The sequence below is a fragment of the Pontibacter sp. SGAir0037 genome, from assembly GCF_005491705.1.
Lineage (GTDB): Bacteria > Bacteroidota > Bacteroidia > Cytophagales > Hymenobacteraceae > Pontibacter.
In genome coordinates, this window is record NZ_CP028092.1 from 4249745 (window position 1) to 4274541 (window position 24797).

Below are 24797 nucleotides of genomic sequence, written 5' to 3' on the forward strand. Positions count from 1 at the left end.
AAATAAATTAGAAATTAGAAATTAGAAATTAGAAATTAGAAATGGAGTTTATTACCCTTTCCCAATCTCCCTCACTTCCCCCTGCTTTACTTCAAATCTACGGATTTGGTCGGACAGATTTTGTAGTATTTTATCTGTTCTGTCCAGGTGGGTATCGGTCAGGAAAATCTGGCCGAAGGTATGGTCGGCTACCATCTGCATGAGCTTTGTAATCCGTTTTTCATCCAGGCGGTCAAAAATATCGTCGAGCAGGAGCAGGGGCTTGTGCTGCTGTTGGGTTGCTATGACCTCGAAATGAGCCAGTTTAAGCGCAATAACAAAGCTTTTTTGCTGCCCCTGCGAACCGAAGTTCTTTACAGGCAGGTCGTCCATCAGGAAAACAAAGTCATCTTTGTGCGGGCCAACAGTAGTGCGCTGCAGGGCCAGGTCTTTGCGCTCGTTTTGCAGGAGCTGCTGGGCAAAATTGGCGCCTGGCAGCTGGCTTTTATAGGTAAGCGAAACATGCTCGTTGCTGTCGGAAATGTGGCGGTAATGCTTCTGGAATATGGATACAAAATTTTCCAGGAAAGATTGCCGCGCCTGTGCCAGCTGCTCCCCGAATGGCACCAGTTGCTCGTTTAAAATATGCAGGTAATCACGGTCAAAATAATGGCGTTCGGCAAACTGCTTGAGCAAAGAGTTGCGCTGCTTGAGCAGGTAATTATATTGAATAAGTTGCTCCAGGTAAGTGTGGTGCAGCTGCGAAATCAGGCTGTCAAAGTATTTGCGGCGTTCTTCGCTGCCTTCCCGGATCAGGTCGGTATCGTAAGGTGAAACCAGTACAACCGGAAAACGGCCGATGTGGTCGCTCATCTTCTCATACACCACCTTGTTGTGTGTAACCGTTTTCTTCTGCCCCTGCTTCAGGCTACAAAGTACATTATGTTTCTCCTCCTCAATTTTAAAAAGCCCGCGCACCATAAAATAGTCTTCTCCCTGTTTTATATTCTGGGCATCAGAACTGTTAAAGGCGCTCTTGGTCATGGATAGATAGTGGATGGCATCGAGCAGATTGGTCTTGCCGCTTCCGTTGTCGCCTATAAAACAATTGATATGAGGCGAGAAACTAATACTAGCTTCGTCGTAGTTCTTGAAATACAGGAGACTTATATTTTCGAGGAGCATTTAGTTTCTACTTTGATATCTTTTTCCTTAAATTCGCAAGCTAAACCGTTCGTAGTTTGTTTTACTACCATTTCTGGCATATTTTCGCTGGAATTTTAAAACGGTTATCTAAAAAACGATATTTATATACCCATGGCTGATACGAAAGAAAAGGCAAAAGCGAAGTCGGCGAAAGCAAAGGTACAGGCTGAAGCAACATTTTCAAAAGAGACTTACATGACGTGGTTTGAGCAAATGAAGCTCATGCGCCGTTTTGAGGAAAAAGCAGGCCAGCTATATGGTCAGCAAAAAATAAAGGGTTTTTGCCACTTATACATAGGACAAGAAGCTTGTGTGGCAGGAGCCGTATCAGCGCTTGAAAAAGGCGACAAGTGGATTACAGCTTACCGCGACCACGCTCACCCGCTGGCATTGGGTACCAGCCCGAATGCAGTAATGGCGGAGTTGTTTGCAAAAGCAACAGGCTGTTCTAAAGGTAAAGGTGGTTCGATGCATATCTTTGATAAAGAAGTAGGCTTTGTAGGCGGGCACGGTATTGTAGGCGGACAGGTGCCACTTGGTGCAGGTCTTGCTTTTGCTGAAAAGTATAACAAAACGGGCAAGCTGTGCATCTGCTATATGGGCGATGGTGCTGTGCGCCAGGGAGCTTTTCATGAGGCACTGAACATGGCCATGACCTGGAAACTGCCAGTAATATTTGTAATTGAAAACAACGGTTACGCGATGGGTACTTCGGTATCCCGTACTTCTAACGTAACAGAACTATACCAACTGGGATCTGCCTTTAGCATGCCTTCTTTCCCTGTAGACGGAATGAGTGTTGAGGCGGTACACAATGCCGTTGCCGAGGCTGCTGAGCGTGCCCGCGCCGGCGAAGGCCCAACTTTGCTAGAATTCAGAACATACCGCTACAAAGGCCACTCTATGTCTGATCCTGCTAAATACAGAACCAAAGAAGAACTGGAAGATTACAAAGGCCGCGATGTAATTGAATCTGTAAGAGCTACTATCTTAAACAATGGCTGGGCAACAGAAGAAGAATTGGATGCAATTGATGATAAAGTGAAAGAGGCTGTGGCTGAATCGGTGCAATTTGCCGAGGAATCTCCGTACCCAGAGGCTTCTGAACTGTACACCGATATTTATGTAGAGAAAGATTATCCATATATAATGGACTAATTTTTTTCGGAAAATCAGAAATCAGGAATTAAAAAGTAGGAATTTATTGTTCTGCTGCTGTGAGCATTAGGGCAAATCATTTTTAATTTCTAATTTTGCATTCTTATTTCAATTAACTAATGGTAAAAGAAACAGTGAAGAAGCACAACGAGTTTGAGGAGCTGGTTGAAAATCCAGATGTATTGGCAGATCGTCTGGCACAGTCTGAAGATTTTGTAAAGAGAAACAAATCTACCTTGCTTGGTATATTTGTAGCAATTGCCGCTATCGTAGTGGGTGCTTTCTTATACTATAACTACCGTAGCTCACGCAACCAGGAGGCGCAGGAGGCTATGTTCCAGGCTGTTTACTACTTCGAAGCCGATTCTTTAGGTAAAGCTTTGAATGGTGATGGACAGTATGATGGACTGCTTAAAATTGCGGATGACTATAGCGGAACAGATGCAGGCAACTTAGCCAACTTTTATGCTGGAGTAGCTTTATTAAAGCAAGGTAAATTTGCCGAAGCTCAAAATCATCTGGAGAGTTTTAGCTCGGATGATTACCTGATGCAGGCGCGTGCCTATAGCTTGGTTGGCGATGCTATATTAGAGCAAGGCAAGGCCAAGGAAGCTGGCGACCAGTACATGAAAGCCGCTAATCATAACCCAAATCAGTTCTTCTCGCCACAGTACCTGATGAAAGCAGGTATCGCTTACGAAACTGGAAACGATTACCAGGCTGCTGTTAATGCCTATAATAAGATTATAACTGATTTTGCAGCATCGGCTGAAGTAGCTGAAGCTAAGAAATTTAAGGCCCGTGCCGAATCACTGGCAGGAGGTACCAACTAATTATATACTGGCTTAGCCAGCTAAAGCGCTTCTGTCTTGAAAGATAGAAGCGCTTTTTTTTTATTAAATCGGTGTCCACTATCGAACAAGGATGGCCATTATCGGACATGTTTTATGTTCAATTATTTAAAACCATATTTACAAAGAAATAGCAAACTCATATGGCTACAGCATTAAAAAACTTAAACGACTATAATAAAGCTAACTTTGCTGATGTTTCAGATAAAAAGGTAGGTATAGTAGTAGCTGAATGGCATAACGAAATAACTGATGTGCTTTGTACAGGTGCTATCGATACTTTATTAAAGCATGGCATCAAAAAAGAGAACATCTTTCGGAATACAGTGCCAGGTAGTTTTGAGCTTACATTAGGGGCTCAGTTTCTGGCGCTTCAGCCCGAAATTGATGCGGTTATCTGTATAGGAGTAGTGATTAAAGGCGACACTAAACACGACGATTATATTAATCACGCTGTAGCGAATGGGTTAACAAATGTAGCTCTTAAGTTTAATAAGCCAGTTGCATTTGGCCTGGTAACAACAAATAACCTGGAGCAGGCGCTGGATAGGGCAGGAGGCAAACATGGCAACAAAGGGGTAGAAGCGGCAGCGGCTGTAATAGGAATGCTTAGCTTTTAAACCACTTTTAATATCAATCAAAAAAGAGACTGCCTGCTTAGTCTGTAAGCAGGCAGTCTCTTTTTTGATTGATGATAGTTTAAGATTTTTAGAATCTGAGGCCTATTGTAAGGCCGGCTCTTAAGCCAAAGCCAGAGAAAGTGCCAATAGAATCATCAAATTCTTCCTGGTCTCCTGCCGTTACTTTTACATTAGAAGCGCTGTAGCTCGGGCCAAGAAAAGAGTCAACTACAAAACGACTGCCAACGATCCACTGGTGGCCAATCAGCAAACCCCCTCCAAATGCATTAAGCGTAGCTTTTCCATTCATGTCTTCCATTTCAGAGTCTTCATCTAAAGTCATGTTTAATGATTGGTAACGAAGAAAGGGAGCCACATAAAAACCTTCCGGAGCCTGCTTGCTTGCAGATAAATACTTCCTGAACTCAGGGGTAATGCCATACCCTCTAAGTTTTACATCTTCGATAGAAAACCCTGTATAGAAGAAGCCAAGCTGAACGCTTTTATCTTCGGCAATTGGTTTTTCATAAAATACAGAGGCAGTACGAACTACAGGGCTAAAGATGTTTACTTTAATGAGATTGTCCTGAGCTTGAGCAGAGTTTGCAGCAAAGCCAATAACGGCTAATAAGATGATAATAACTTTTTTCATAGTAGTATTTTGTTAAAAAGGTTGTGAATTATTTTTTCTGAAAATTTGTTAAGCACCAATCATGCCAAAAATGGTATATAGGAAGGTCGTAATAAGAATATTTTTTGTAGCTTTAGAGAAGGCAGACTTATAAATCAAAAAAGTTACAATAAGATTATATGGGGTTTGGTGGCTTATTAAAAATAAGTATGCTATTTTTGCACAAATTTTAAATTATTAGCTACAAGCAGAAAGAGGAGAAACTAAAAGTATTCTGCAGCTAATAAACTAAATTACATTGCATGTTGTTAAGGCGCATGAAAGCAATGTAAAGGACAAAACAAGTTTACAAACCGTTAAGCTTAATTAACTGAAATATAGTTCTAAAGAAATAGAATGAGTACAAACGAAGAAAAACAGCGTTATTCCAGAGAGGAACTTAATGAGTTTGAAAACATTATCCTTGAAAAACTGACTAATGCTCGCAAAGAGGTGGCTTTCATTAAAGAAACGTTGAGCCGCAGAAACGATTCAGGTACCGATAACACGGCCTCTCCGACTAAAGTTTTAGAAGATGGGGCAGATACTGCTGAAAAAGAAAGCCTGAACCAGTTGGCTTCCAGACAGATGAAATTTATTCAGCAGTTAGAGAACGCCCTGATTCGCATTAAGAACGGCACATATGGTGTTTGCATTGTAACAGGAAAGCTTATACCGAAGGAAAGGCTGCGTGCAGTGCCGCATACACAACATACTATTGAAGCTAAATTACAGCGTAACGATTAATACTTAGTAGTACTTGAATATTCTTCAGAACCATATTCAGGCACTTGTCTTTTGTGCCCAATCGCCTATCAGTATAGAGGAAATCCAGGCTTGTTTAACAGAGTCGCTGGAGATGGAGGTACTGGTTAGTGATGTGCTCGAAAGTATTGAAGGTATAAATGAGCAGCTGGTGAACACTGGCTTCGCTTTCCAGATTTATGCCATTGGTGGAGGCTATCAGTTTCTTACCAAACCAGAATACCAGGATACGGTGAGCGTATACCTGAAGCAAAAGTCTAAAAGAAAATTGTCAGCGTCTTCTTTGGAGACGCTGGCAATTATTGCTTACAAGCAGCCTATTACCAGAAGCGCTGTAGAGCAAATAAGAGGAGTTGGCTGCGACTATGCCATTCATAAACTACTAGAGAAAGAACTTATTGAGATTAAAGGTAAAGCTGAAACCATAGGAAGACCCGTATTGTACGGCACGTCTCAAAAATTTATGGATTATTTCGGTATTAACCATATCAAAGACCTCCCACAGCTAAAAGATTTCGCCACAGAAGAAAATGCTATAGGCGAAGTGGCCGATTAAAGACCCGCATAGTTTTACAGAGTATATTAATACATACTGCACAAAGGTACAGTAGCGATACTGCATCCATAAATAAATAGAAATGGCAAGATATAATGAAAGACCTGCTGGCGATGGAGCCGGAGCAGGCAGAAGAGGCAATGACAGAAATAATTCTGACAGACCTTATAACGACCGAGGAGAAAAGAAAATCTTTAACAGGAGAGATAAATACGAAGGAGGCGAAGGGGGAGAACGCCGCTCATTTGGTTCCGACAGAAGAGAAGACCGCAAACCTTACGGCGATCGTCGCGAAGGTGGTGAGCGTCGTTCCTTTGGTGGTGACAGAAGAGAAGGCGAGCGCCGCTCTTTCGGAAGCGACCGCAGAGAAGGAGGAGAAGGCCGCAGAAGCTTTGGTGGAGATCGCCGTGAAGGTGGCTCAGAAAGAAGATCTTTTGGAGGCGACAGGCCAAACCGTGAGGGCGGAGAACGCCGTTCTTTTGGGGCAGACCGTAGAGAAGGCGGAGACAGACGCTCTTTCGGGGGAGACCGCAGAGAAGATAATGAAAGACGTTCTTTTTCTCCAAAACGTGAAGGTGGCGAGAGAAGAACTTTCGGATCAGATCGTAGAGAAGGTGGCGAGAGGCGCAACTTTGGTGCAGACCGCCGCGAAGGAAGTGAAAGAAGATCTTTTGGTGCTGGTAGAAGAGAAGGCGAGGATCGCCGTTCGTTTGGTTCCGACAGAAGAGAAGACCGCAAACCTTACGGCGAGCGCCGCGAAGGTGGTGAGCGACGTTCTTTTGGCGGAGAGCGATCTTTTAATTCTGATAGAGAAGATAGTAGAGGCTACCGTGAAGACCGTGGCTTTAACAAGGATCGTGCTGGAGCTGACAGAGATGATAAAAGAGCTTTTAAGGTGGATCGGTTGGGTAAGCAGGCTGGCCGTAACCGACGTTTGATAGATCATGCTGAAGGTGAACAGGCGGAAGCACCAACCTATAATATCAAGCGTTATGAGAGCAACCCTCGTATCAAGAAATCGAATCGCAGAGAGGCAGAGGATGATGGGACTATTCGCCTGAACCGCTATATTGCCAATGCCGGTGTTTGCTCTCGCCGCGAAGCCGATAGTTTAATCGAAGCCGGTGAAATAAAGGTTAACGGCCAGGTAGTAACAGAAATGGGCTATAAAGTTAACCCAAGCGATACTGTACAGTACGGCAAAAAAATCCTGAACCGTGAAAAGCTGGTGTATGTGCTGCTTAACAAGCCTAAAGACTTTATCACAACTACAGAAGATCCGGAAGGCAGAAAAACAGTAATGGACTTAGTGGCCAAGGCTTCTAAAGAACGTATTTTTCCTGTAGGCCGCCTGGACCGTAATACAACAGGTTTATTGTTGTTTACAAATGATGGCGAGCTGGCTCAGAAGCTTACTCATCCTTCCAACGATATTCGTAAGATTTACCAGGTAGAGCTGGATAAGCCTATCACAAAAGATGATTACCAGAAGATTGTAGAAGGGCTTGAGTTAGAAGATGGCAAAGCCGAAGTAGATGATCTGGCAATGCTGGGAGATACTGGCAAGTTCCTGGGAATTGAGATTCATATCGGGCGCAATCGCATTGTGCGTCGTATTTTTGAACACCTGGGGTACGATGTAGTATCACTTGACCGGGTACAATATGCTGGCCTTACTAAAAAAGACCTGCCGCGCGGTAACTGGCGTTTCTTATCTGAAAAAGAGCTTATCCGTTTAAAATATTTTGTATAAGCACAATGCAGAGTATAGCCATTGATATTGGTAACACAGGAACCAAATTTGGTGTTTTTGAGAACGATGCTCTGATAAGTCAGGGAAGCTTTAAAGGCACTGAACTACCTCAGGAACTGGTTTCTGCTACTTATAAAAATGCTATTATTGCTTCGGTAGCCGGTAAGGCGCAAGAAATAAAGACAAGGCTGTCTGTTACAGAAAGTTTCATAGAACTTTCTGGGCAGACAGCCTTGCCTGTTACAAACAACTACAAAACACCCGAAACGCTTGGTGTAGATAGAATAGCAGGAGCAGTAGCGGCTAATTATTTCTTTCAAGACAGAAACTGCCTGGTAATTGATGCGGGCACCTGTATTACCTATGACTTTATAGATCAGCAGGGGCAGTATCATGGAGGAAGCATTTCGCCCGGCCTTCGCATGAAATTTAAGGCCTTACATACTTTTACGGAACGCCTGCCGTTAATAGAACAATCTTCTCAAAACTTTCCGCTGATAGGGCAAACAACACGAGAGGCCATAGAAAGTGGAGTTTTAAATGGTACAATTGCCGAAGTAAACGGAATCATACAAGCCTATACTCAAAAAAATCCCGATTTAGTAGTGATACTTTGTGGTGGAGACGCAGGATTTTTTGAAAGTAACTTAAAAGGACGCATCTTTGTAATTCCTGAATTAGTCTTAATTGGACTTTATAGAATATTGATATATAATGTATAAGACACTACGTGTACTAGTTTGTGCTGCATTGCTCTGTTTAGGCAATGCTGTAATGGCGCAAAACATAGGCAACACACCTTATTCCCGCTACGGCCTTGGCGAGCAAAATTTAAACTTAGGAAGTATTCGTGCCGCTGGTATGGCTGGCATTGGTGTAAGTGCAGCCAATGGCTTGCTGGCAAACACAACAAACCCGGCTCTGTTGGCTTATAATGGTAGCACTGTCTTTGATTTTGGTATTGCAGGGGAGTACAAAACACTAAGCAACAGCAGTCGCTCTCAGCGGGATGGAAATGCAAATCTGTATACACTTGCCTTATCAGTGCCTGTTACAAAACGCTGGAGTTCTGCGGTAAACCTAAGGCCTTTTACTTCTGTTTCTTACCAGATTAACGAAATAGGCACATTAGAGTCTAACCCGGAGGCATTGGTAGCACGCCGCTATACAGGTGAAGGCGGTTTGTCTGAAGTTTTCTGGGGGCATGGTGTTCGAATTACGAAAGGGCTTACAGTTGGCGTAAGTGCCTCTTATTTATTTGGCACCAATATTAATACCTCTTCTGCACAGGTAGAGGATACCTCATTGGTTGGATTTAACAATGAGCGAGTGGTATTTAATGAAAGCACTATGTACAGAGGCTTCTTATTCAGAGCTGGTGCAAGCTATCGCCAAAAGCTGAAAGACAACCTGTTTTTAAACCTGGGAGCTGTTTATTCGCACGACGCTAATATAAATGCGAGACGAGATACCTCTTACTCCCGCATCACGAACACAGATGCTATAGTGGACGATAATATTTTACCTGGTAGAATGGAGGGTAAAGTAACGGTACCTGGAAGTTTACAGGCAGGTATTAGCATCGATAATGGATCCAACCTAACACTTGCTACAGAACTATACATGCAGCAGTGGAGTGAGTTTCAGAACCTGGAGGGGGAACGTGAGTTAGCCAACAGCTATCGTGCCTCGATAGGTGGCGAATATACACCAGATGTAAATGCCATTAACAGCTACTTAAAAAGAATAACCTATAGAGGTGGGGTGTACTATGGTAAAACCCCTTATGCTTTAAATAACGAGCACTTAACAGACAAAGGAGTAACAGTTGGCTTTACAATGCCTATAGGCCTGGCCTCTGTTTATGAAATGTTTCAGCTGAACGGCGCTTTTGGCTATGGCAAAAGAGGTACAACCGACAACGGACTTATAGCTGAAAATTACTTTCGTTTTAGTATGGGAGTAACTATAAACAGCAGGTGGTTTATAAAACGCCGTCTTGAATAAACCTTTCTGCCTTAAAAAGCATTTGTTATAAAAAGCCGTTCCTGGAGCGGCTTTTTTTTTATAATACAGCCCCAGAATTTCATGTATGCGCGACCTTTGCCTATGCAGATTTGTATGGTAAGGCTGTTAGAAAGAATATTTTACTATTTTCACGAACTAAAGCCAATACGTTCCTTTATGCGAAACAAATGGTTCTTCTCTTTTATGGTGTTCATCTTGCTGCTTGGTGCAGGCTGTAAAGATGATTTAAAAGATCCTGATAAAGAGTTTAAGTTTGATGGACCTTTAAGAGAAACAGAAAATGTACTCACCTTGTACAGCGATTCTGCCAGAGTATTAATTAAATTAGAGGCGCCGGTGCAGCAGGATTTCGAAAGCGGGGATGCCGTTTTTCCAGACGGCATTTACGTGGAATTCTATGAAAAAGATGGCAGCCTTAGCTCAACATTACGATCCAATTACGCCAAACAAGAGCGGAACAAAGACTTTTTTACAGTGAGAGGAAATGTGATACTCGAGAATATTGTAAAAAAAGAAAAATTGGAAACAGAAGAGCTTTTCTGGGATAAAAACAAAGACAGAATCTTTACAGATAAGTTTGTAAAAGTAACCACTCCCGAACGCCTGTTAACAGGTACAGGACTGGAGACAAATCAAAATTTCTTTCCATATACCGTTCTTAAAGTAACGGGTAGATTCGATTTAAAAGAAGAATGAACCAAAACCTGCTGAATACCATTTTATTATCACTAGCATTTGTGGCAATGGTAATAGGGGTACACCGAAGCATTTATGAGTCGGACATTGCCAGTAACTACTGGATTTTTATGATAGGCCTGGTCTTTTTTATGGTTTATCGCTACCGTAAAAAGAAGCAAAAAGCCTAAAGATCATATAGCAAACTTAAAATCGGTGGAGAAAACAGAGCTTATTCTTTTGTATAGTTATTACCTTTAAGAGGTGGCAGGTTCCCTTTTACAGTGTTCTATAAGGAAGAACAAATTCCTTTTCTGATTTCAATTATAAATGATAGAGTCTAACCAGATCATATTACTTGTAGTGGCATTACTCTTTTCTGCTTTCTTTTCGGGAGTGGAAATGGCTTTCATGTCGGCAAATAAGTTACAGATTGAGCTGGATGAAAAAAACGGCATCCTATCGGGAAGAATTCTGAATTACTTGCTGCAACGGCCTTCCCGCCTTATGGGTACTACCCTGATCGGAAATGTTTTAGCACTGGTGCTTTACGGCATAATTATAGCAGGAGTACTGCATGGCATCTTAGGATATTACCTGCCTGCATCGCTGCAGTTCAGCCCATTTATCTTGTTGCTTCAGATTTTTTTTGCATCAGTTGTGGTATTGCTTACAGCAGAATATTTGCCTCGTAGCCTGTTTATAATAAACCCGAACCGCATGCTGCAGGTGATGGCTATTCCTTTCCTGCTTTTTTACTACCTGCTGTACCCGGTGGTGTACCTGATTGTAAAAATGAGCAAGTGGATGGCTGAGAAAATATTTAAAATAGAGTTTTCTGAAGAGCATCCTGTTTTTGGTTATACAGATTTAAATGCTTTTATAAAAAACAGGCTTTACCAGCCCGGCAGTAAGGCCCCCGAAGTAGATGCACGCATATTTCATAATGCCATGGAGTTTAAGAAAGTGCGTGTGCGGGAGTGTATGGTGCACAGAACAGAGATAGAGGCAGTGGAGGTAACAGATGCTATCGAAGCGCTGCAGCAGGCTTTTATAGAAACCGGTCATTCCAAAATTCTAATCTACAAAGACACCATTGATAACATAGTAGGATATTGCCATCAACTGGCAATGTTCGAAAGGCCAAATAGCATTGCAGAAATTCTGTCTCCGGTAAGTATGGTGCCGGAGAGCATGCTGGCAAGCGAATTATTTGTGCGTTTTGTTACCGAGCATCGCACTGTAGCGGTGGTGGTAGATGAGTTTGGGGGTACTTCGGGTATTGTAACAGTAGAAGACGTAATCGAAGAGATTTTTGGTGAGATTGAGGATGAATATGATTATGATAAGCTACTGGAACAGGTGTTCCCGCATACAGGCATGTACCTGTTAAGTGGCCGCCATGAGATAGATTATTTGAATGATAAATACGATCTGGAGCTTCCGGAAGGCGATTATGAAACTTTAGGAGGCTTTATTTTTTCTGCTTTGGGTGAAATTCCACTACCAGGGGACGTGGTGGAAGTGCCGCCTTTTACTATCACCATCCTGTCAATGGACGAGAACAGGATAAATGCAGTAAAGCTGGTAAAAAACTCAGATTCTCAAGCAGATGCTGAATTTTAAACAGAAGTTGACAAAATTTTGAATTTTAGCGCGATTCCCCTTATTTTGCACATCCTTATTTATTTGTATAACAAATGGCATTAATTAACAAGATTAGAGAGAAGTCGGGTTGGGCTGTTGGAGCCATCGCCATAGGGCTTGGTATATTTGTAGTAGGCGGCGATTTACTCGGTCCGAACTCAAGAATTCTGGGCAACAACGCTAACAATGTTGGAGAGATTGCCGGCGAAGAGATCAGTTATCAGCAGTTTGAGCAGGAGTTTAATCAGATCAGAGCAAACTACGAAAACCAGACTGGCCGTGCAGCTACTGAAAGCGAAATGGCAATGATCCGTGAGCAAGCCTGGAACCAGCTTATCTTTAAGATTGCTCTTCAGAAAGAGTATGATCGCCTTGGTATAGCAGTAACAGACGAAGAGCTGGCAGATATGGTACAGGGAAACAATATCCACCCTTCTGTGCGCCAGGCCTTCACTAATCCTCAGACGGGAGAGTTCGATCAGAACCAGGTAGTGCAGTATTTGCAGAACCTTGATCAGATGGGTGCCCGCCCTATGTGGGTTAACTTTGAGCAGAGCATTAAAACAGATCGTATTCAATCTAAGTTTACAAATATGCTCAGCAAGTCTGTGTATATAACAGGAGCTGAGGCGAAGATGTATTACGATGCCCAGAATGCAACAGCAAATGTAAAGGTATTGTATGTGCCGTACTTTTCAGTGGCTGATTCGGCGGTAAAGGTTACTGATTCACAGCTAAAAGATTATTTAGAGCGCCACAAAGATCTGTATAAAGTAGAAGAAGGTCGTTCTTTAGAGTTTGTATCTATTCCGGTTACAGCCTCTGTAGAAGACGTAAACTACTTTAACGAAGAGCTTGCTACGTTGCGGGAGCAGTTTGCGACCACAACAAACGACTCTGCTTTTGTAAATTCAAACTCAGATGTTCCTTATAACGGAACTTACTTAACTCCCGGAGAGCTACCAGAGGCAATGCTTAGCAGCATGCCATTGGAAGAAGGTAAAGTATATGGCCCGTTCACTACCCGCGATAACATGCACGGACTGTTTAAGGTAATTGATATCAGAGAAGGCAATACCAGCTCTGTAAGAGCAAGCCATATCCTGATTAAACCAGAAAATGAAACTCCTGAGGCTAAAGCTGCGGCCCTAACAAAGGCAAGAGACGTATTAACCCAGATAAAAGGTGGCGCTGATTTCGGCCAGATGGCTGCGCAGCATGGTACAGATGGCACTGCTTCAGTAGGTGGGGATCTGGGCTGGTTCGCAGAAGGACGTATGGTGCCAGCATTTGAAAAAGCAGTTTTCGGTGCTTCATCCACAGGTTTACTGCCTGATCCGGTAGAAACGGAGTATGGTTATCACATCATCAAGATTACAGCTCCTAAAACAAACAAAACATATAAGTTAGCTGCTGTACAGCGTTCTGCAGAGGCAAGTGAGTCGACTCGTGATGCTGCTTATACTTTAGCAGATGAGTTGTCCGGCACCAGCAAAAGCACGAAGGAGTTCAGAGAGAATGTTGCAAAAAACGAATCTCTTGTAAAAGAAGAGGCTGCCAATATCGGTAAAAACAATATTCTGGTGGGTAACCTTTCTAATGCACGTGAGCTGGTACGTTGGGCTTATGCCAAAGACAGATCAGTAGGTGATGTATCTCCTGTATTTGAAATCAACGATCAGTATGTAGTAGCAACTCTAACTGGTAAGCGCGAGAAAGGCTATGCTAAAGTAGAAGATGTAAGAGACGAGCTTACTGCTGCTGTGCGTAACGAGCTGAAAGCCCAGCAGATTATAGAAAAGCTTAAAGGCGTAAATGGTTCTTTAGATGAAGTTGCTGCTAAGTTTGGCCCGGATGCCATGATCAGAACAGCTGATAATATTACACTGGCTGCCGGATCTATACCTGGTGTGGGTGTGGAGCCTGTAGCTATAGGCAAAGCATTTGGTCTTAAGCCTGGTGCTCATACTGCGCCTTTCGAAGGCCAGTCCGGTGTGCTGATGGTAGAGCTGACTTCACTCAACAAAGCTCCTGAAGCAACTGATTATTCTGGTATCAGAACTCAGCTAAACAGTGTGCGCAGCTCCAGAGTAGAGAACAATGCGTATGAAGCCCTGAAAGAGAAAGCGGATATCAAAGATAACCGTGTAAGGTTCTTCTAAACCATTAAGAATATTTGTAAAAGGGCCACTTCTCCGGGAGTGGCCCTTTTTATTTAAAGCTTCTTTTGTTAATTTATATAATTGTAAACTTCTGCCTGTATTCCTGAGCCTTTGCAGCAAAATTATTTATATCAACTTTGGGCGGCTTAACGTTGTATATGGTACATATGCCTATCAGAATCATCTTCTTAATAGTATTCGTTGCACTAACGGCTCTTACTACTGCCAGCGCCCAAACACAGGACCTGGAGCTGGCGAGAGAATACCTGCACCAAAACGACTATCAGAAAGCAGAAGCTATTTACAGTAAGCTTATAAACGATCGCCGGTACTTTAGTGCAGTATACCCTGATTATTTAAAAACTCTTCTGGCACAACGGAATTACAAGGAGGCTGAGAAGCTTGTAAAGCGAAGTATAAAGGATTATCCGGACGCTACAAATTACCAGGTTGATCTGGGTAGGGTGTATCAGGCGGCAGGAGACAAGGCCGGAGCCGAAAAGTATTTTGATAAATTGATTTCACAGGCCTCTGCTGGTACTGTGCTTCATCTGGCAAGTGTATTTATTCAGAACGAGCTGTATGAGTATGCTGAAAAATCGTATCTGAAAGGCCGTGAATTAAGTAAGCAGCCGCTGGAGTATAACCGGCAGCTGATTGCCCTTTATACGTATCAGCAGAAGCCTGATAAACTGATAGGAGAGGCCTTAAAGCTTTTGGAGGAGCGCGAAGAAGAACTGCCTTATGTGCAGAATATGCTGCAAAATGCCTTGCGCGAAGAAAAGGCGATGGATGCCCTGGAGAAAGAACTAATTGTAAGAGTACAGCAACAGCCAGACAAACTTGCTTTTAACGAGCTGCTGATCTGGCTTTTTATTCAGCGCAAAGACTTTTACGGAGCTCTGATACAGGCTCGTTCTGTAGATAAACGTACCCGGAGCGGCGGTAGCCGTGTGATGGAGCTGGGTGCCATAAGTGCTAAAAACGGCGATTACCAGGGGGCTATAGAGGCTTATGAATACATCGTGAACGAGTATCCGAGCGGCCCTTTTTACCTGGTTGCCCGCCAGCGCCTGATTAATGCGCGTGAGGAACAGGTGCAGCACACGTTTCCGGTAGATCTGGATAAAATACGCGCTCTTATTGCTGATTATGAAGTTCTGCTGAACGAGGTAGGCCGTACAGCACAAACAGCTGAGGCACTGCAGCACATGGCGAATCTTTATGCTTTTTATCTCGATGAGAAAGACAAAGCTGTAAACCTGCTGCAGGAAGCCATTGCCATGCCTCGCGCCAATGCAAACCTGGTGGCAGAGAGCAAACTTACCTTAGGCGATATTTACCTGCTTAAGAATGAACCTTGGGAGTCTACACTGCTATACTCACAGGTAGAAAAATCCCACAAAGAAACACCTATTGGGCACGATGCCAAATTAAGAAACGCACGGCTGAATTATTTTAAAGGCGATTTTGAACTGGCACAAGCTCATCTGGATATCCTAAAGCTGGCCACAAGCCGTGAAATTGCAAATGATGCGATGGAGCTAAGCCTGCTGATCACAGATAACACCGGACTAGACACTTCTTCAACAGCGATGGAAGAGTATGCGGCTATTGAGCTCCTGGTTTTCCAGAACAAGCTTCAGGAGGCAATCAACAGCTTAGACGGCATGCTTCAAAAATATCCCGGGCATAGCCTCACAGATGAAATTTATTACCAGAAGGCAGTTATTTATGAACGTATAGGCGCTTTTAATAAGGCGGTGGCCAACCTGGAGAAAGTTGTAAGCGCCCCTGTAGATATTCTGAGCGACGATGCCCTTTTTAAAATGGCCTTTATTTACGAAGAGAACCTGAAAGATGCTGAAAAGGCGATGCAACTATACAATGACCTGCTGGTAAAGCACCAGGGAAGCATATTCGTAGCAGAGGCACGTAAACGGTTCCGTAAGCTTCGTGGCGATGCCCCTAATTAGAACAAGCGTTGCTTACGAGAAGAAAATAAACAGAATCAGCAGAAATATAAGAAAGAAGCCATACATCAGCAGGTCCAGCGAATAATCTTTATACTTCTCATAAAACTCTTTTAATCTTTTCATTGTGATAGGCTTAGCGAAAGCAAAAGTACAAAAATTAGCTGGAAGTATGTTCCGGCCTGTTTTTACTGCCCGAAAGTCTTTCAGAATTGGTTACCTTTGTATAATTATTTAAGTGAAGTATAGAGATTTTATGGAGAAACGGTGGGTATACAAGCAGGAAGCGCCAGAGCATGTCGTAAAGCACCTAGCCGATGAACTTAAAATAAGCCCCACCCTGACCGGTATACTTTGCCAGCGCGATATCTGCACCTTTCAGGAGGCAAAAGCTTTCTTCCGGCCTTCTTTTGATGCCTTACATGACCCTTTCCTGATGAAAGGAATGGACCATGCGGTAAGGCGCCTGACAGAGGCTGTACATCATTCAGAGAAAATACTGGTGTATGGCGACTATGATGTAGACGGTACTACTTCTGTGGCTCTTATGTACAGCTTTTTGCGCCAGTACACCCACCAGGTAGATTTTTATATTCCGGATCGGTATAAAGAAGGCTATGGTGTCTCGCAACAAGGCATAGAATGGGCTGCGGAGAATAATTTCGGACTGATCATCAGCCTCGATTGTGGTATAAAGTCTGCGGATAAAGTAGCTTTAGCGGCCAGCTTAGGCATAGATTTTATTATTTGCGACCACCACTTGCCCGATGAGGATGTGCCGCAGGCAATTGCCGTGCTCGACCCAAAGCAGGTAGATTGCCCTTACCCTTATAAAGAACTGTCAGGCTGTGGTGTGGGGTTTAAGCTGGCGCAGGCGTTCTGCCTTCAGAATAATATAGATGTACAGTCACTGCATCAGTTGCTCGATCTGCTTGTAATCAGTATTGCTTCTGATATTGTTCCTATAACCGGTGAAAACCGCATTCTGGCTTACTACGGCCTTCAGTATCTGAACAGCCAGCAACCTATGAGACCTGGTTTAGAGGCTTTAAAAGAGCTGGCTGGCATTACTGGTGAGATGGATATAACCAACATTGTGTTTGGGTTTGCGCCACGCATAAATGCAGCTGGTCGTATGGGCGATGCCAAGCGTTCTGTTAGTATGCTGCTGGCCCAGACCAAGGAGCAGGCTATTCAGATGGCAGACATCATTAACGAATCTAATAAGGAACGCCGAAGCAAGGATACAAATATCACCAAGGAGGCTTTGCAGATGATCGAAGAAGACGATTTTCTGAGAAATGCGAACTCTACGGTCTTGTATAAGGAATCCTGGCATAAAGGTGTAATTGGTATCGTCGCCTCGCGTTGTATAGAAAAGTACTACAGGCCAACAATCATCCTGACACATTCCAATGGGAAAGCGGCAGGTTCTGCCAGGTCGGTACATGGCTTTAATGTGCATCGTGCCATAGAAAGCTGCTCTGATCTTTTAGATCAGTTTGGAGGACACATGTATGCTGCTGGCCTTACATTGCCTATAGAGAACATAGAGGCCTTCAGAGAACGTTTCGAGCAGGTCGTAGCCGATACCATCACAGCAGAGCAGAAGATTCCTCAGATCGAAGTGGATGCCCCTCTTAGCCTGAACCAGATTACCCGTAACTTTTACAACATTGTGCGGCAGATGGAGCCGTTTGGTCCTGGTAACATGCGTCCTGTATTTGTGTCGGAGTGCGTGTTCGATACAGGTTCTTTGCGGGTAGTAGGAGATTCCCACCTGAAGCTGCGCCTTACCCAGGATGGCTTTCCAGGCAGCCTGGATGCGATAGGCTTCGGCTTTAGCGACTATTATAAACCTATTTCAAAAGGAATTCCTTTTGATGTATGCTATACCATAGAAGAAAATATATTTCGTGGCATCGCCACCTTACAACTTAACATAAAAGACATCAGGATAAAGTAAAAAGAGCTTTATCCTGATGTCTTTTATGTTAAGGCCCTGGCCTACTTTAGGAGATTGACCCTTTAGCCAGCTACGGCAAAGGCTGTATGTGCTTAAACTGCATCAGAGGATTTTCATTAGCCTGCACAAATTCCGGCAGGCACATCAGGTGGAGCGTGTCCCAGTCGCCAACAAAGAAATTCATGTCTACAGCAGCGCTGATGCCTGGTATGTTGCCTCTGTCGGAGTATTGCCAGAATAACCACCTGTCGGTGTGGTGTACATCGGGTTCTGCTGTATTATAGCGGGCTATCCAGAAATGGTACTCCTGAAAGTGCCCCTGCAGCCAGCGGCGGTAATAAGTCTGGTTAGTATAAATAATAGGTTTGATGCCGTAGTGTTCTGTAATACCTTCTAACCAGGTGCGGATATTTTGGCGCAGTTCTTCACCGCTCATATTGGCAGCAGCTACCTCAATATCCAGTACAGGCGGCAGATCACCTGGTTCTAATCGTACAGTGGCTTTAAAATTATCAATCTGGCCTTGAATAGGAGCTGTAGGAATAAAAAAATGATAAGCACCTCGTTTAATGCCTACCCGCTTTGTTTCTTCCCAGTTCCTGTAAAAGTAAGGGTCCTGCCTGAAATCGCTCTGTGTGGCTTTTACAAAGGCGAAACTTACTTCGGCCTCTTTTACCAAGGGCCAGTCTACTTCTTTTTGCCACCTCGAAACATCTATCCCTTTTAGACTTGAAGACGTAATAAAATTATTGGTGCTGCTTATAGCGGCAGTGTTGTTAGAAGTAGTAGTATTAGTTTTTTCGGTGCCTTCTAAAGAAGCACCGGTTATGCTGGCGTAAAGTAACAAGCCAGAAAAAATCAGTTTCTGCGGAACGGAAGTAAATAAAGCAACAAACATGTTCAGTATCATAAAAGGCCTTACAAGCTACAAGCCGATCGGCATAAAAGCAAGTACATAAAGCCAGATAATAGATTAATATTTCAAAAATAAATCATTTATTGCCTTCACTAACCAGATGGCATGGTTATAGCGGCTTATGCCGTGGTACGCTCGTTGCAGGGTGTACCTTTAATGCTTAAATTAGCCCGATGATACTGCGAGCAGACAACTTATTTAAAAAATATAAATCGCGCATGGTCGTAAACGACGTGAGCGTGGAAGTAAACCAGGGGGAGATTGTTGGATTGCTGGGCCCTAACGGAGCTGGTAAAACAACATCCTTTTACATGATTGTGGGCCTGGTAAAGCCAAACAAGGGGAAAATTTACCTGGATAAAGAAGACATTACCGATCTGCCGATGTACAAGCGTGCCAAACGCGGAGTAGGCTACCTGGCCCAGGAAGCCTCGGTTTTCAGGCAGCTAACGGTAGAAGAGAATATCATGGCTGTATTGGAAATGACCGATAGGCCAAAGCAGGAGCAGCGTGACAAAGTAGAGGAACTGCTGGAGGAGTTTTCTCTCACGCATGTGCGCAAAAACAAGGGCATTGTGCTATCGGGAGGGGAGCGCCGCCGGACAGAGATTGCCCGTGCACTGGCAGTAGATCCTAAGTTTGTTTTGCTGGATGAGCCTTTTGCCGGTGTAGACCCAATTGCAGTAGAAGAAATCCAGAGTATAGTAGCCAAACTGAAAAGCAAGAACATTGGCATCCTTATTACCGACCATAACGTAAACGAAACCCTTTCTATTACAGACAGAGCCTATTTGCTGTTTGAAGGAAAAATATTAAAATCCGGAACAGCAGAAGATCTGGCTGCCGATGAGCAGGTACGGCGTGTATACTTAGGTAAACACTTCGAGCTGAAGCGAAAGATATAACTAACCACTACCAGGAATAAGACTTTGGAAATCATTAACTCAATTGTGACGTGGGTCATGAAGAAGCGGATTGATCAGATAGATCATTTCCGTGAAAACCCACATGAGGTACAGGAAGAGCTCTTTTTTAACCTGATAGAAACGGCTAAAAATACAGACTGGGGTAAAAAGTATGGTTACAGAGATATCAAATCTGTAAGGGAGTTTCAGGAGCGGGTTCCTGTAAGCACTTACGAAGACCTGTTTCCTGAAATTGAAAGGGTGCTGAAGGGAGAGCAGAATGTGCTGTGGCCAAGTAGAATTGAGTGGTTTGCTAAATCTTCGGGCACAACAAATGCCCGAAGCAAGTATATACCGGTTAGCCCCGAATCGCTGGAAGACTGTCATTATAAAGGTGGCAAAGACATGCTCTCCATTTATGTGAATAATTACCCGGAAACAAAGCTTTTTACGGGTAAGGCCCTTTCTATTGGAGGTAGCCATCGGCCAAGCGAGTATAATGCAAAGATTTCCTGCGGTGATGTGTCGGCGGTTATCATGCAGAACCTGCCCATCTGGGCCGAAGCCATGCGTACACCTCCTCTTAAAGTTGCTCTAATGGACAACTGGGAGGAGAAGATTGCGAAGATGGTGGAGACAACTGTGGATGAAAATGTAACCAGCCTGAGTGGCGTACCTACCTGGACCTATGTATTGCTCAAGCGTATTCTGGAGGTGACAGGTAAAAAAGATATTACAGAAGTATGGCCCAGCATAGAATTGTTTACGCACGGTGCTGTGGCATTTGGACCTTACCGTCAGCTGTTCAAGGAAATTATTCCGACAGATAAAATGAACTACATGGAGGTTTACAATGCCTCCGAGGGCTTCTTTGGTATACAGGATCAGTGCAATACGGAAGATGAAATGCTCCTGATGCTGGACTATGGTGTTTTCTATGAGTTTATTCCCATGGACCAGATCGAAGAGGAAAACCCTAAAGCATTAACGTTGGATCAGGTGGAGTTAGGTAAAAATTACGCCCTAATTATCTCAACTAACGCCGGCTTGTGGCGCTACAAGATAGGCGATACCATTCGCTTTACAAGCATTAAACCATATCGCATTAAAATCTCAGGCCGCACCAAACATTTTATTAATGCTTTTGGCGAAGAAGTGATTGTAGAAAATGCAGAGGTAGCCATTACAAAAGCCTGTAAGGCAACAGGAGCCATTATTACTAATTTTACAGCAGCACCCGTATACATGGAGAGTGGCAAGCGGGGTGGGCATGAATGGCTGATAGAATTTGAGAAATCGCCTGATAACCTGGAGCGTTTTACAGAAGTGCTCGACCAGACACTGCGTGAGATCAACTCCGACTACGATGCCAAACGGCACAAGGATATTGCTTTGCAGGCTCCTATTGTGCATGCTGTTCCACAAGGAACTTTCCTGAGCTGGCTTAGCAAGAAAGGCAAATTAGGCGGCCAGAATAAGATTCCACGCTTGTCTAATTCAAGAGAGTACCTGGAGGAAATCATATCGCTGGTTGAGAGTTAATACTGACAGTTCTTGAGTGGTAGCATCTAATAACTCATATTGCTCTTTAACATCTGAACTGATAAACAAAAAGCGCCCGGCAAATATAAGTTGTCGGGCGCTTTTTTATAATGCTGTACCTTAGGTATAGCTATTAACTGAGCAACCGGTAAAAAGCTATGAATACAACAAAGCTTAAAATAAATAGAAGAAGCATGTTCAGGTATACAGGTACTGTGTTACCTCTTACTCTTTCATAGATAAAACCTTGTCCGGTCAGCACCATACACAAGGAAAGGTTGATGATGGTCAACATCCTGTTAACGGCACGCCATGTGTGTTTAACTTCTGGAGCCATTGTGTATGATTTTACTTAAAAGTGCAGTCATCTTAGCCGTTACTCCATAAAGCTGCTGAAGAAGCCGCCTTCTTTATTGGCATTTTGCCCACGAGGCATAAGTGCCTCAATCAGTTTTTTCACAGGCATCGACTGCAACCATACACGGCCAGTGCCACGCAATGTAGCTAAGAAAAGCCCTTCACCACCAAATATCATTGATTTTAAACCGCCTGCCTGCTGAATGCTAAAATCAATTCCTTCTTCAAAAGCCACTACGCAGCCAGTGTCTACTCTCAGCGTTTCGTTATTCAGGTGTTTCTCTACAATGGTACCGCCCGCATGCAGAAAAGCAAGTCCGTCGCCTTCTAAACGTTGCAGGATAAAGCCCTCACCACCAAACAGGCCGGAGCCAAAGCGCTGGTTAAAATGAATGCTAACCTTTGTGCCCAGAGCTGCGGCCAGGAAAGCATCTTTCTGAGCTATTAAGCTCCTGGTGGGGATATCACGCAAGTCGATAGGCAGAATTGTGCCAGGATATGGGGCAGAAAAAGCAACACGGCTCTTGCCATAGCCACGGTGCGTAAAGTGCGTCATAAAAAGCGACTCACCTGTAATCATACGTGCCCCTGCCGATACCAGCTTTCCTAAAAAACCTTGGCTGGGATTAGAGCCGTCACCCATCTTCGTTTGAAAATCAATGCCGTCTTCCATGTATACCATGGCGCCAGCTTCTGCAATTACAGTTTCATTTGGGTCTAGCTCGATCTCCAGTACCTGAATATCGTTACCAAAAATCTTGTAATCAATTTCGTGTGAATTTCTCATAGTTCAGATTAAAAGAGGTTTATCCTGGTACAAGATACCAAAATTGTTAATCCTCTTCCTCTTCTCCATTGCCTTTTTTGCGGGCTTTAGGCAGGTCTACCTCATCTTCATCGTCTGATACAGCATTGGTGTTCCGTACGAAGTCTTCATCTGTTTCTTCTACTTCTTCCCCTTCTTCTATATGGTACTCTTCTTCCTCTTCACGCTTTGCTTTTTCAGCCGCATCACGCTTTACAAGTTTTTTATCTTCTACATTCCGGTTAAGAAACTCATTTATCTGATCGATGCTATAGTTAGAGGTAATCTCTCCCTGCTGGTTTACCTGTATTTCAAAACCTTCCAGGTCTTTATGTACGCGAGCCTTCTTTTTGCTCTTAGATTCTTTTTTCTTCGCCATACTTGTAGTATTAAGTGTAACTGTTATAAGGAGAAAGAAGTGATTTAGTTACATAATGTAGTAGAAGCAAGGCAGGGTATAGCAAATTGTAAAACAGAAAGGCCAGCTTTAAAGCTGGCCTTTCAAAAAAATTCTATAAACACTACTTAAGCCGAAGCATACTGTTCCAGCTTAACAATAGCAGTTTCTATTCTTGATTTTGCTTCAGCGGCACCAATTACTTCAATAATTTGCATCAGATCCGGGCCTGCTTCCAAGCCTGTAATTGCCAGGCGTAAAGCCTGCATTACCTGGCCAATTTTCATGCTTTGGCGCTCTAAAACAGCATTTAGAAGATCTTTTATAGTATCGGCATTATAGTTGGGTAATGCCTCTAGTTCGTTTTTGAATTCCTCAAAAACCGCAACCACTTGGCTGTTCCATTTCTTTGCAGCTACTTTCTCATTATAAGTAGCAGGAGCCTCAAAGAAGTAGGAAGATTCCTGCCAGAAATCGCTTGGGAAAGTGACACGTTCTTTCATGATGCCGCTAATTTTCACAGCTTGATCAAAAGAACAGGTAATGTGGCGCTCTTCCAGCTCTTTTAGAAGATATTGAGCCAATTCTTCATTTGGCTTCGCCCTCAGGTACTGCTCATTAAACCAGCGGGCCTTCTGCCAGTCGAATTTTGTGCCGGATTTTCCTATACGCTCAATGCTGAAAGCTTCAATGAGTTCAGGTATAGAGAACAGCTCCTGTTGTGTGCCCGGGTTCCAGCCCAAGAAGGCCAGGAAGTTGATAAAAGCTTCAGGAAGGAAGCCATTTTCACGATACCCAATAGACTTTTCGCCTGTAAACGGATCCTGCCACTCTAACGGAAAAACCGGGAAACCAAATTTATCGCCGTCGCGCTTGCTCAGCTTACCGTTGCCGTCTGGTTTGAGCAGAAGTGGGAGGTGGGCAAATTGCGGCATCGTGTCTTCCCAACCTAAGTAGCGGTAAAGTAACACGTGCAGGGGGGCAGAAGGCAACCATTCCTCTCCACGAATCACGTGTGTGATCTCCATCAGGTGGTCATCTACAATGTTAGCCAGGTGGTAAGTAGGCATGCCATCCGACTTCATCAGTACTTTATCATCTATGGCCGAAGAGTGTACCATTACCCAACCACGAATCATATCCTTCAGGCGTATTTCCTCTTTGCGGGGCACCTTCAGCCGGATAACATACGGCTCCCCCGACTCCAGGCGACGCTTTACTTCGTCTTCTGGTAATGTAAGGGAATTCTTCATCGTAGCACGTGTAATGGCATTGTACTGGGGTGTTGCTACTTTTGCAGCCTTTAAGCGTTCCCGCATAGCATCCAGTTCTTCTGCCGTATCAAAAGCGTAATAGGCGTATCCCTGCTCCACCAGTTGCAGTGCATATTGCATGTACATTGGCTTACGCTCCGACTGGCGGTATGGGCCGTAAGGACCACCTTTCCATGGGCTTTCATCCAACTCTACACCACTCCATTCCAGTGCTTCTCTTATATAATCTTCTGCGCCAGGCACAAAACGATTCTGGTCTGTATCCTCGATACGTAAAATCATTTTGCCGCCAGATTTGCGGGCAAACAAATAATTATATAAGGCAGTGCGAACACCTCCTATATGGAGAGGCCCGGTAGGGCTTGGGGCAAAGCGGACTCTAACTTCTCTTTCCATGTATGTTATCTCTAGGGAGTAATTTCTAAATGAGCCACAAAGGTACAAAATTATGTAGCATGAATAAATAAGGACCTGCTGTAATAGATGCTTCTGCTTTTAGCTGCTAGCTGCTTCAGGCAAAATTATGGGAGTACCTGTATAAGTAGCAATAACCGAATATAGCTATAACCAAAATCCTGCTTATGGGGTTATA

General features: G+C 43.7%; 22 protein-coding genes. 16 read left to right on the forward strand and 6 right to left on the reverse strand.

Features of this window, described 5'->3' with window-relative positions; genetic code table 11:
* Positions 1–51: 51 nt before the first annotated feature.
* The gene (gene recF, locus C1N53_RS17540; RefSeq protein WP_137760552.1) at positions 52–1164 is read right to left on the reverse strand and encodes a DNA replication/repair protein RecF; all 1113 of its coding nucleotides are present in this window, start codon (positions 1162–1164) and stop codon (positions 52–54) included.
* A gap of 132 nt (positions 1165–1296) precedes the next feature.
* Here recF and pdhA point away from each other — a divergent pair, with 132 nt between their 5' ends.
* The 3 genes from pdhA to ribH all read left to right on the forward strand — a co-directional run bounded on the left by pdhA (position 1297) and on the right by ribH (position 3814).
* On the forward strand, positions 1297–2343 hold the full coding sequence (gene pdhA, locus C1N53_RS17545) for a pyruvate dehydrogenase (acetyl-transferring) E1 component subunit alpha (RefSeq protein ID WP_137760553.1): 1047 nt from the start codon (positions 1297–1299) through the stop codon (positions 2341–2343).
* Positions 2344–2462: 119 nt separating this feature from the next.
* The gene (locus C1N53_RS17550) at positions 2463–3176 is read left to right on the forward strand and encodes a tol-pal system YbgF family protein (RefSeq protein ID WP_137760554.1); all 714 of its coding nucleotides are present in this window, start codon (positions 2463–2465) and stop codon (positions 3174–3176) included.
* 161 nt (positions 3177–3337) lie between these two features.
* The gene (gene ribH / locus C1N53_RS17555; protein WP_137760555.1) at positions 3338–3814 is read left to right on the forward strand and encodes a 6,7-dimethyl-8-ribityllumazine synthase; all 477 of its coding nucleotides are present in this window, start codon (positions 3338–3340) and stop codon (positions 3812–3814) included.
* Positions 3815–3902: 88 nt separating this feature from the next.
* On the opposite strand, the gene C1N53_RS17560 is transcribed toward ribH, so the two are convergent.
* Positions 3903–4466, reverse strand: coding sequence for a DUF3575 domain-containing protein (locus C1N53_RS17560; RefSeq protein WP_137760556.1), 564 nt, complete (start codon positions 4464–4466; stop codon positions 3903–3905).
* A gap of 375 nt (positions 4467–4841) precedes the next feature.
* Between C1N53_RS17560 and C1N53_RS17565 the strand changes: the two genes are divergently transcribed.
* From C1N53_RS17565 to recJ, 11 genes are all read left to right on the forward strand, one after another.
* Positions 4842–5231, forward strand: a complete 390-nt coding sequence (locus C1N53_RS17565) for a TraR/DksA C4-type zinc finger protein (RefSeq protein WP_137760557.1) — start codon at positions 4842–4844, stop codon at positions 5229–5231.
* Between the two features lie 13 nt (positions 5232–5244).
* Positions 5245–5805 (forward strand): SMC-Scp complex subunit ScpB, encoded by a 561-nt coding sequence (scpB, locus tag C1N53_RS17570; RefSeq protein ID WP_137760558.1) that lies wholly within the window; start codon positions 5245–5247, stop codon positions 5803–5805.
* 82 nt (positions 5806–5887) lie between these two features.
* Positions 5888–7558 (forward strand): pseudouridine synthase, encoded by a 1671-nt coding sequence (locus C1N53_RS22935; RefSeq protein ID WP_137760559.1) that lies wholly within the window; start codon positions 5888–5890, stop codon positions 7556–7558.
* Positions 7559–7563: 5 nt separating this feature from the next.
* A complete protein-coding gene (locus tag C1N53_RS17580) occupies positions 7564–8280 on the forward strand; it encodes a type III pantothenate kinase (protein WP_137760560.1) in 717 nt (238 codons plus the stop codon).
* A gap of 52 nt (positions 8281–8332) precedes the next feature.
* Positions 8333–9565, forward strand: coding sequence for a hypothetical protein (locus C1N53_RS17585; RefSeq protein WP_240773258.1), 1233 nt, complete (start codon positions 8333–8335; stop codon positions 9563–9565).
* A 177-nt stretch (positions 9566–9742) separates the two neighbouring features.
* Positions 9743–10282, forward strand: coding sequence for an LPS export ABC transporter periplasmic protein LptC (lptC, locus tag C1N53_RS17590; RefSeq protein ID WP_137760562.1), 540 nt, complete (start codon positions 9743–9745; stop codon positions 10280–10282).
* Complete coding sequence (locus C1N53_RS22615) at positions 10279–10452, forward strand: hypothetical protein (protein ID WP_168194059.1); 174 nt, start codon at positions 10279–10281, stop codon at positions 10450–10452. The genes lptC and C1N53_RS22615 overlap by 4 nt, the downstream gene beginning before the upstream one ends.
* Before the next feature lie 139 nt (positions 10453–10591).
* Positions 10592–11887: a hemolysin family protein gene (locus C1N53_RS17595; RefSeq protein WP_137760563.1), complete on the forward strand. Its 1296-nt coding sequence runs from the start codon at positions 10592–10594 to the stop codon at positions 11885–11887.
* Positions 11888–11961: 74 nt separating this feature from the next.
* A complete protein-coding gene (locus C1N53_RS17600) occupies positions 11962–14070 on the forward strand; it encodes a peptidylprolyl isomerase (RefSeq protein WP_137760564.1) in 2109 nt (702 codons plus the stop codon).
* A 167-nt stretch (positions 14071–14237) separates the two neighbouring features.
* The gene (locus C1N53_RS17605; RefSeq protein ID WP_240773259.1) at positions 14238–16046 is read left to right on the forward strand and encodes a tetratricopeptide repeat protein; all 1809 of its coding nucleotides are present in this window, start codon (positions 14238–14240) and stop codon (positions 16044–16046) included.
* Between the two features lie 253 nt (positions 16047–16299).
* Positions 16300–18009, forward strand: coding sequence for a single-stranded-DNA-specific exonuclease RecJ (recJ, locus tag C1N53_RS17610; protein WP_137760566.1), 1710 nt, complete (start codon positions 16300–16302; stop codon positions 18007–18009).
* A gap of 70 nt (positions 18010–18079) precedes the next feature.
* On the opposite strand, the gene C1N53_RS17615 is transcribed toward recJ, so the two are convergent.
* Positions 18080–18919 (reverse strand): glycoside hydrolase family 25 protein, encoded by an 840-nt coding sequence (locus C1N53_RS17615; RefSeq protein ID WP_240773260.1) that lies wholly within the window; start codon positions 18917–18919, stop codon positions 18080–18082.
* 179 nt (positions 18920–19098) lie between these two features.
* On the opposite strand from C1N53_RS17615, the gene lptB reads away from it, so the two are divergent.
* Positions 19099–19830, forward strand: coding sequence for an LPS export ABC transporter ATP-binding protein (lptB, locus tag C1N53_RS17620; RefSeq protein ID WP_137760567.1), 732 nt, complete (start codon positions 19099–19101; stop codon positions 19828–19830).
* Between the two features lie 57 nt (positions 19831–19887).
* Positions 19888–21372, forward strand: a complete 1485-nt coding sequence (locus tag C1N53_RS17625; RefSeq protein WP_206077670.1) for a GH3 auxin-responsive promoter family protein — start codon at positions 19888–19890, stop codon at positions 21370–21372.
* Positions 21373–21748: 376 nt separating this feature from the next.
* On the opposite strand, the gene C1N53_RS17635 is transcribed toward C1N53_RS17625, so the two are convergent.
* The 3 genes from C1N53_RS17635 to gltX form a co-directional block, all read right to left on the reverse strand.
* Positions 21749–22516: a TIGR00266 family protein gene (locus C1N53_RS17635; protein WP_137760570.1), complete on the reverse strand. Its 768-nt coding sequence runs from the start codon at positions 22514–22516 to the stop codon at positions 21749–21751.
* A 46-nt stretch (positions 22517–22562) separates the two neighbouring features.
* Positions 22563–22913 (reverse strand): hypothetical protein, encoded by a 351-nt coding sequence (locus tag C1N53_RS17640; protein WP_137760571.1) that lies wholly within the window; start codon positions 22911–22913, stop codon positions 22563–22565.
* Positions 22914–23059: 146 nt separating this feature from the next.
* Positions 23060–24601: a glutamate--tRNA ligase gene (gltX, locus tag C1N53_RS17645; protein WP_137760572.1), complete on the reverse strand. Its 1542-nt coding sequence runs from the start codon at positions 24599–24601 to the stop codon at positions 23060–23062.
* Positions 24602–24797: the final 196 nt, after the last annotated feature.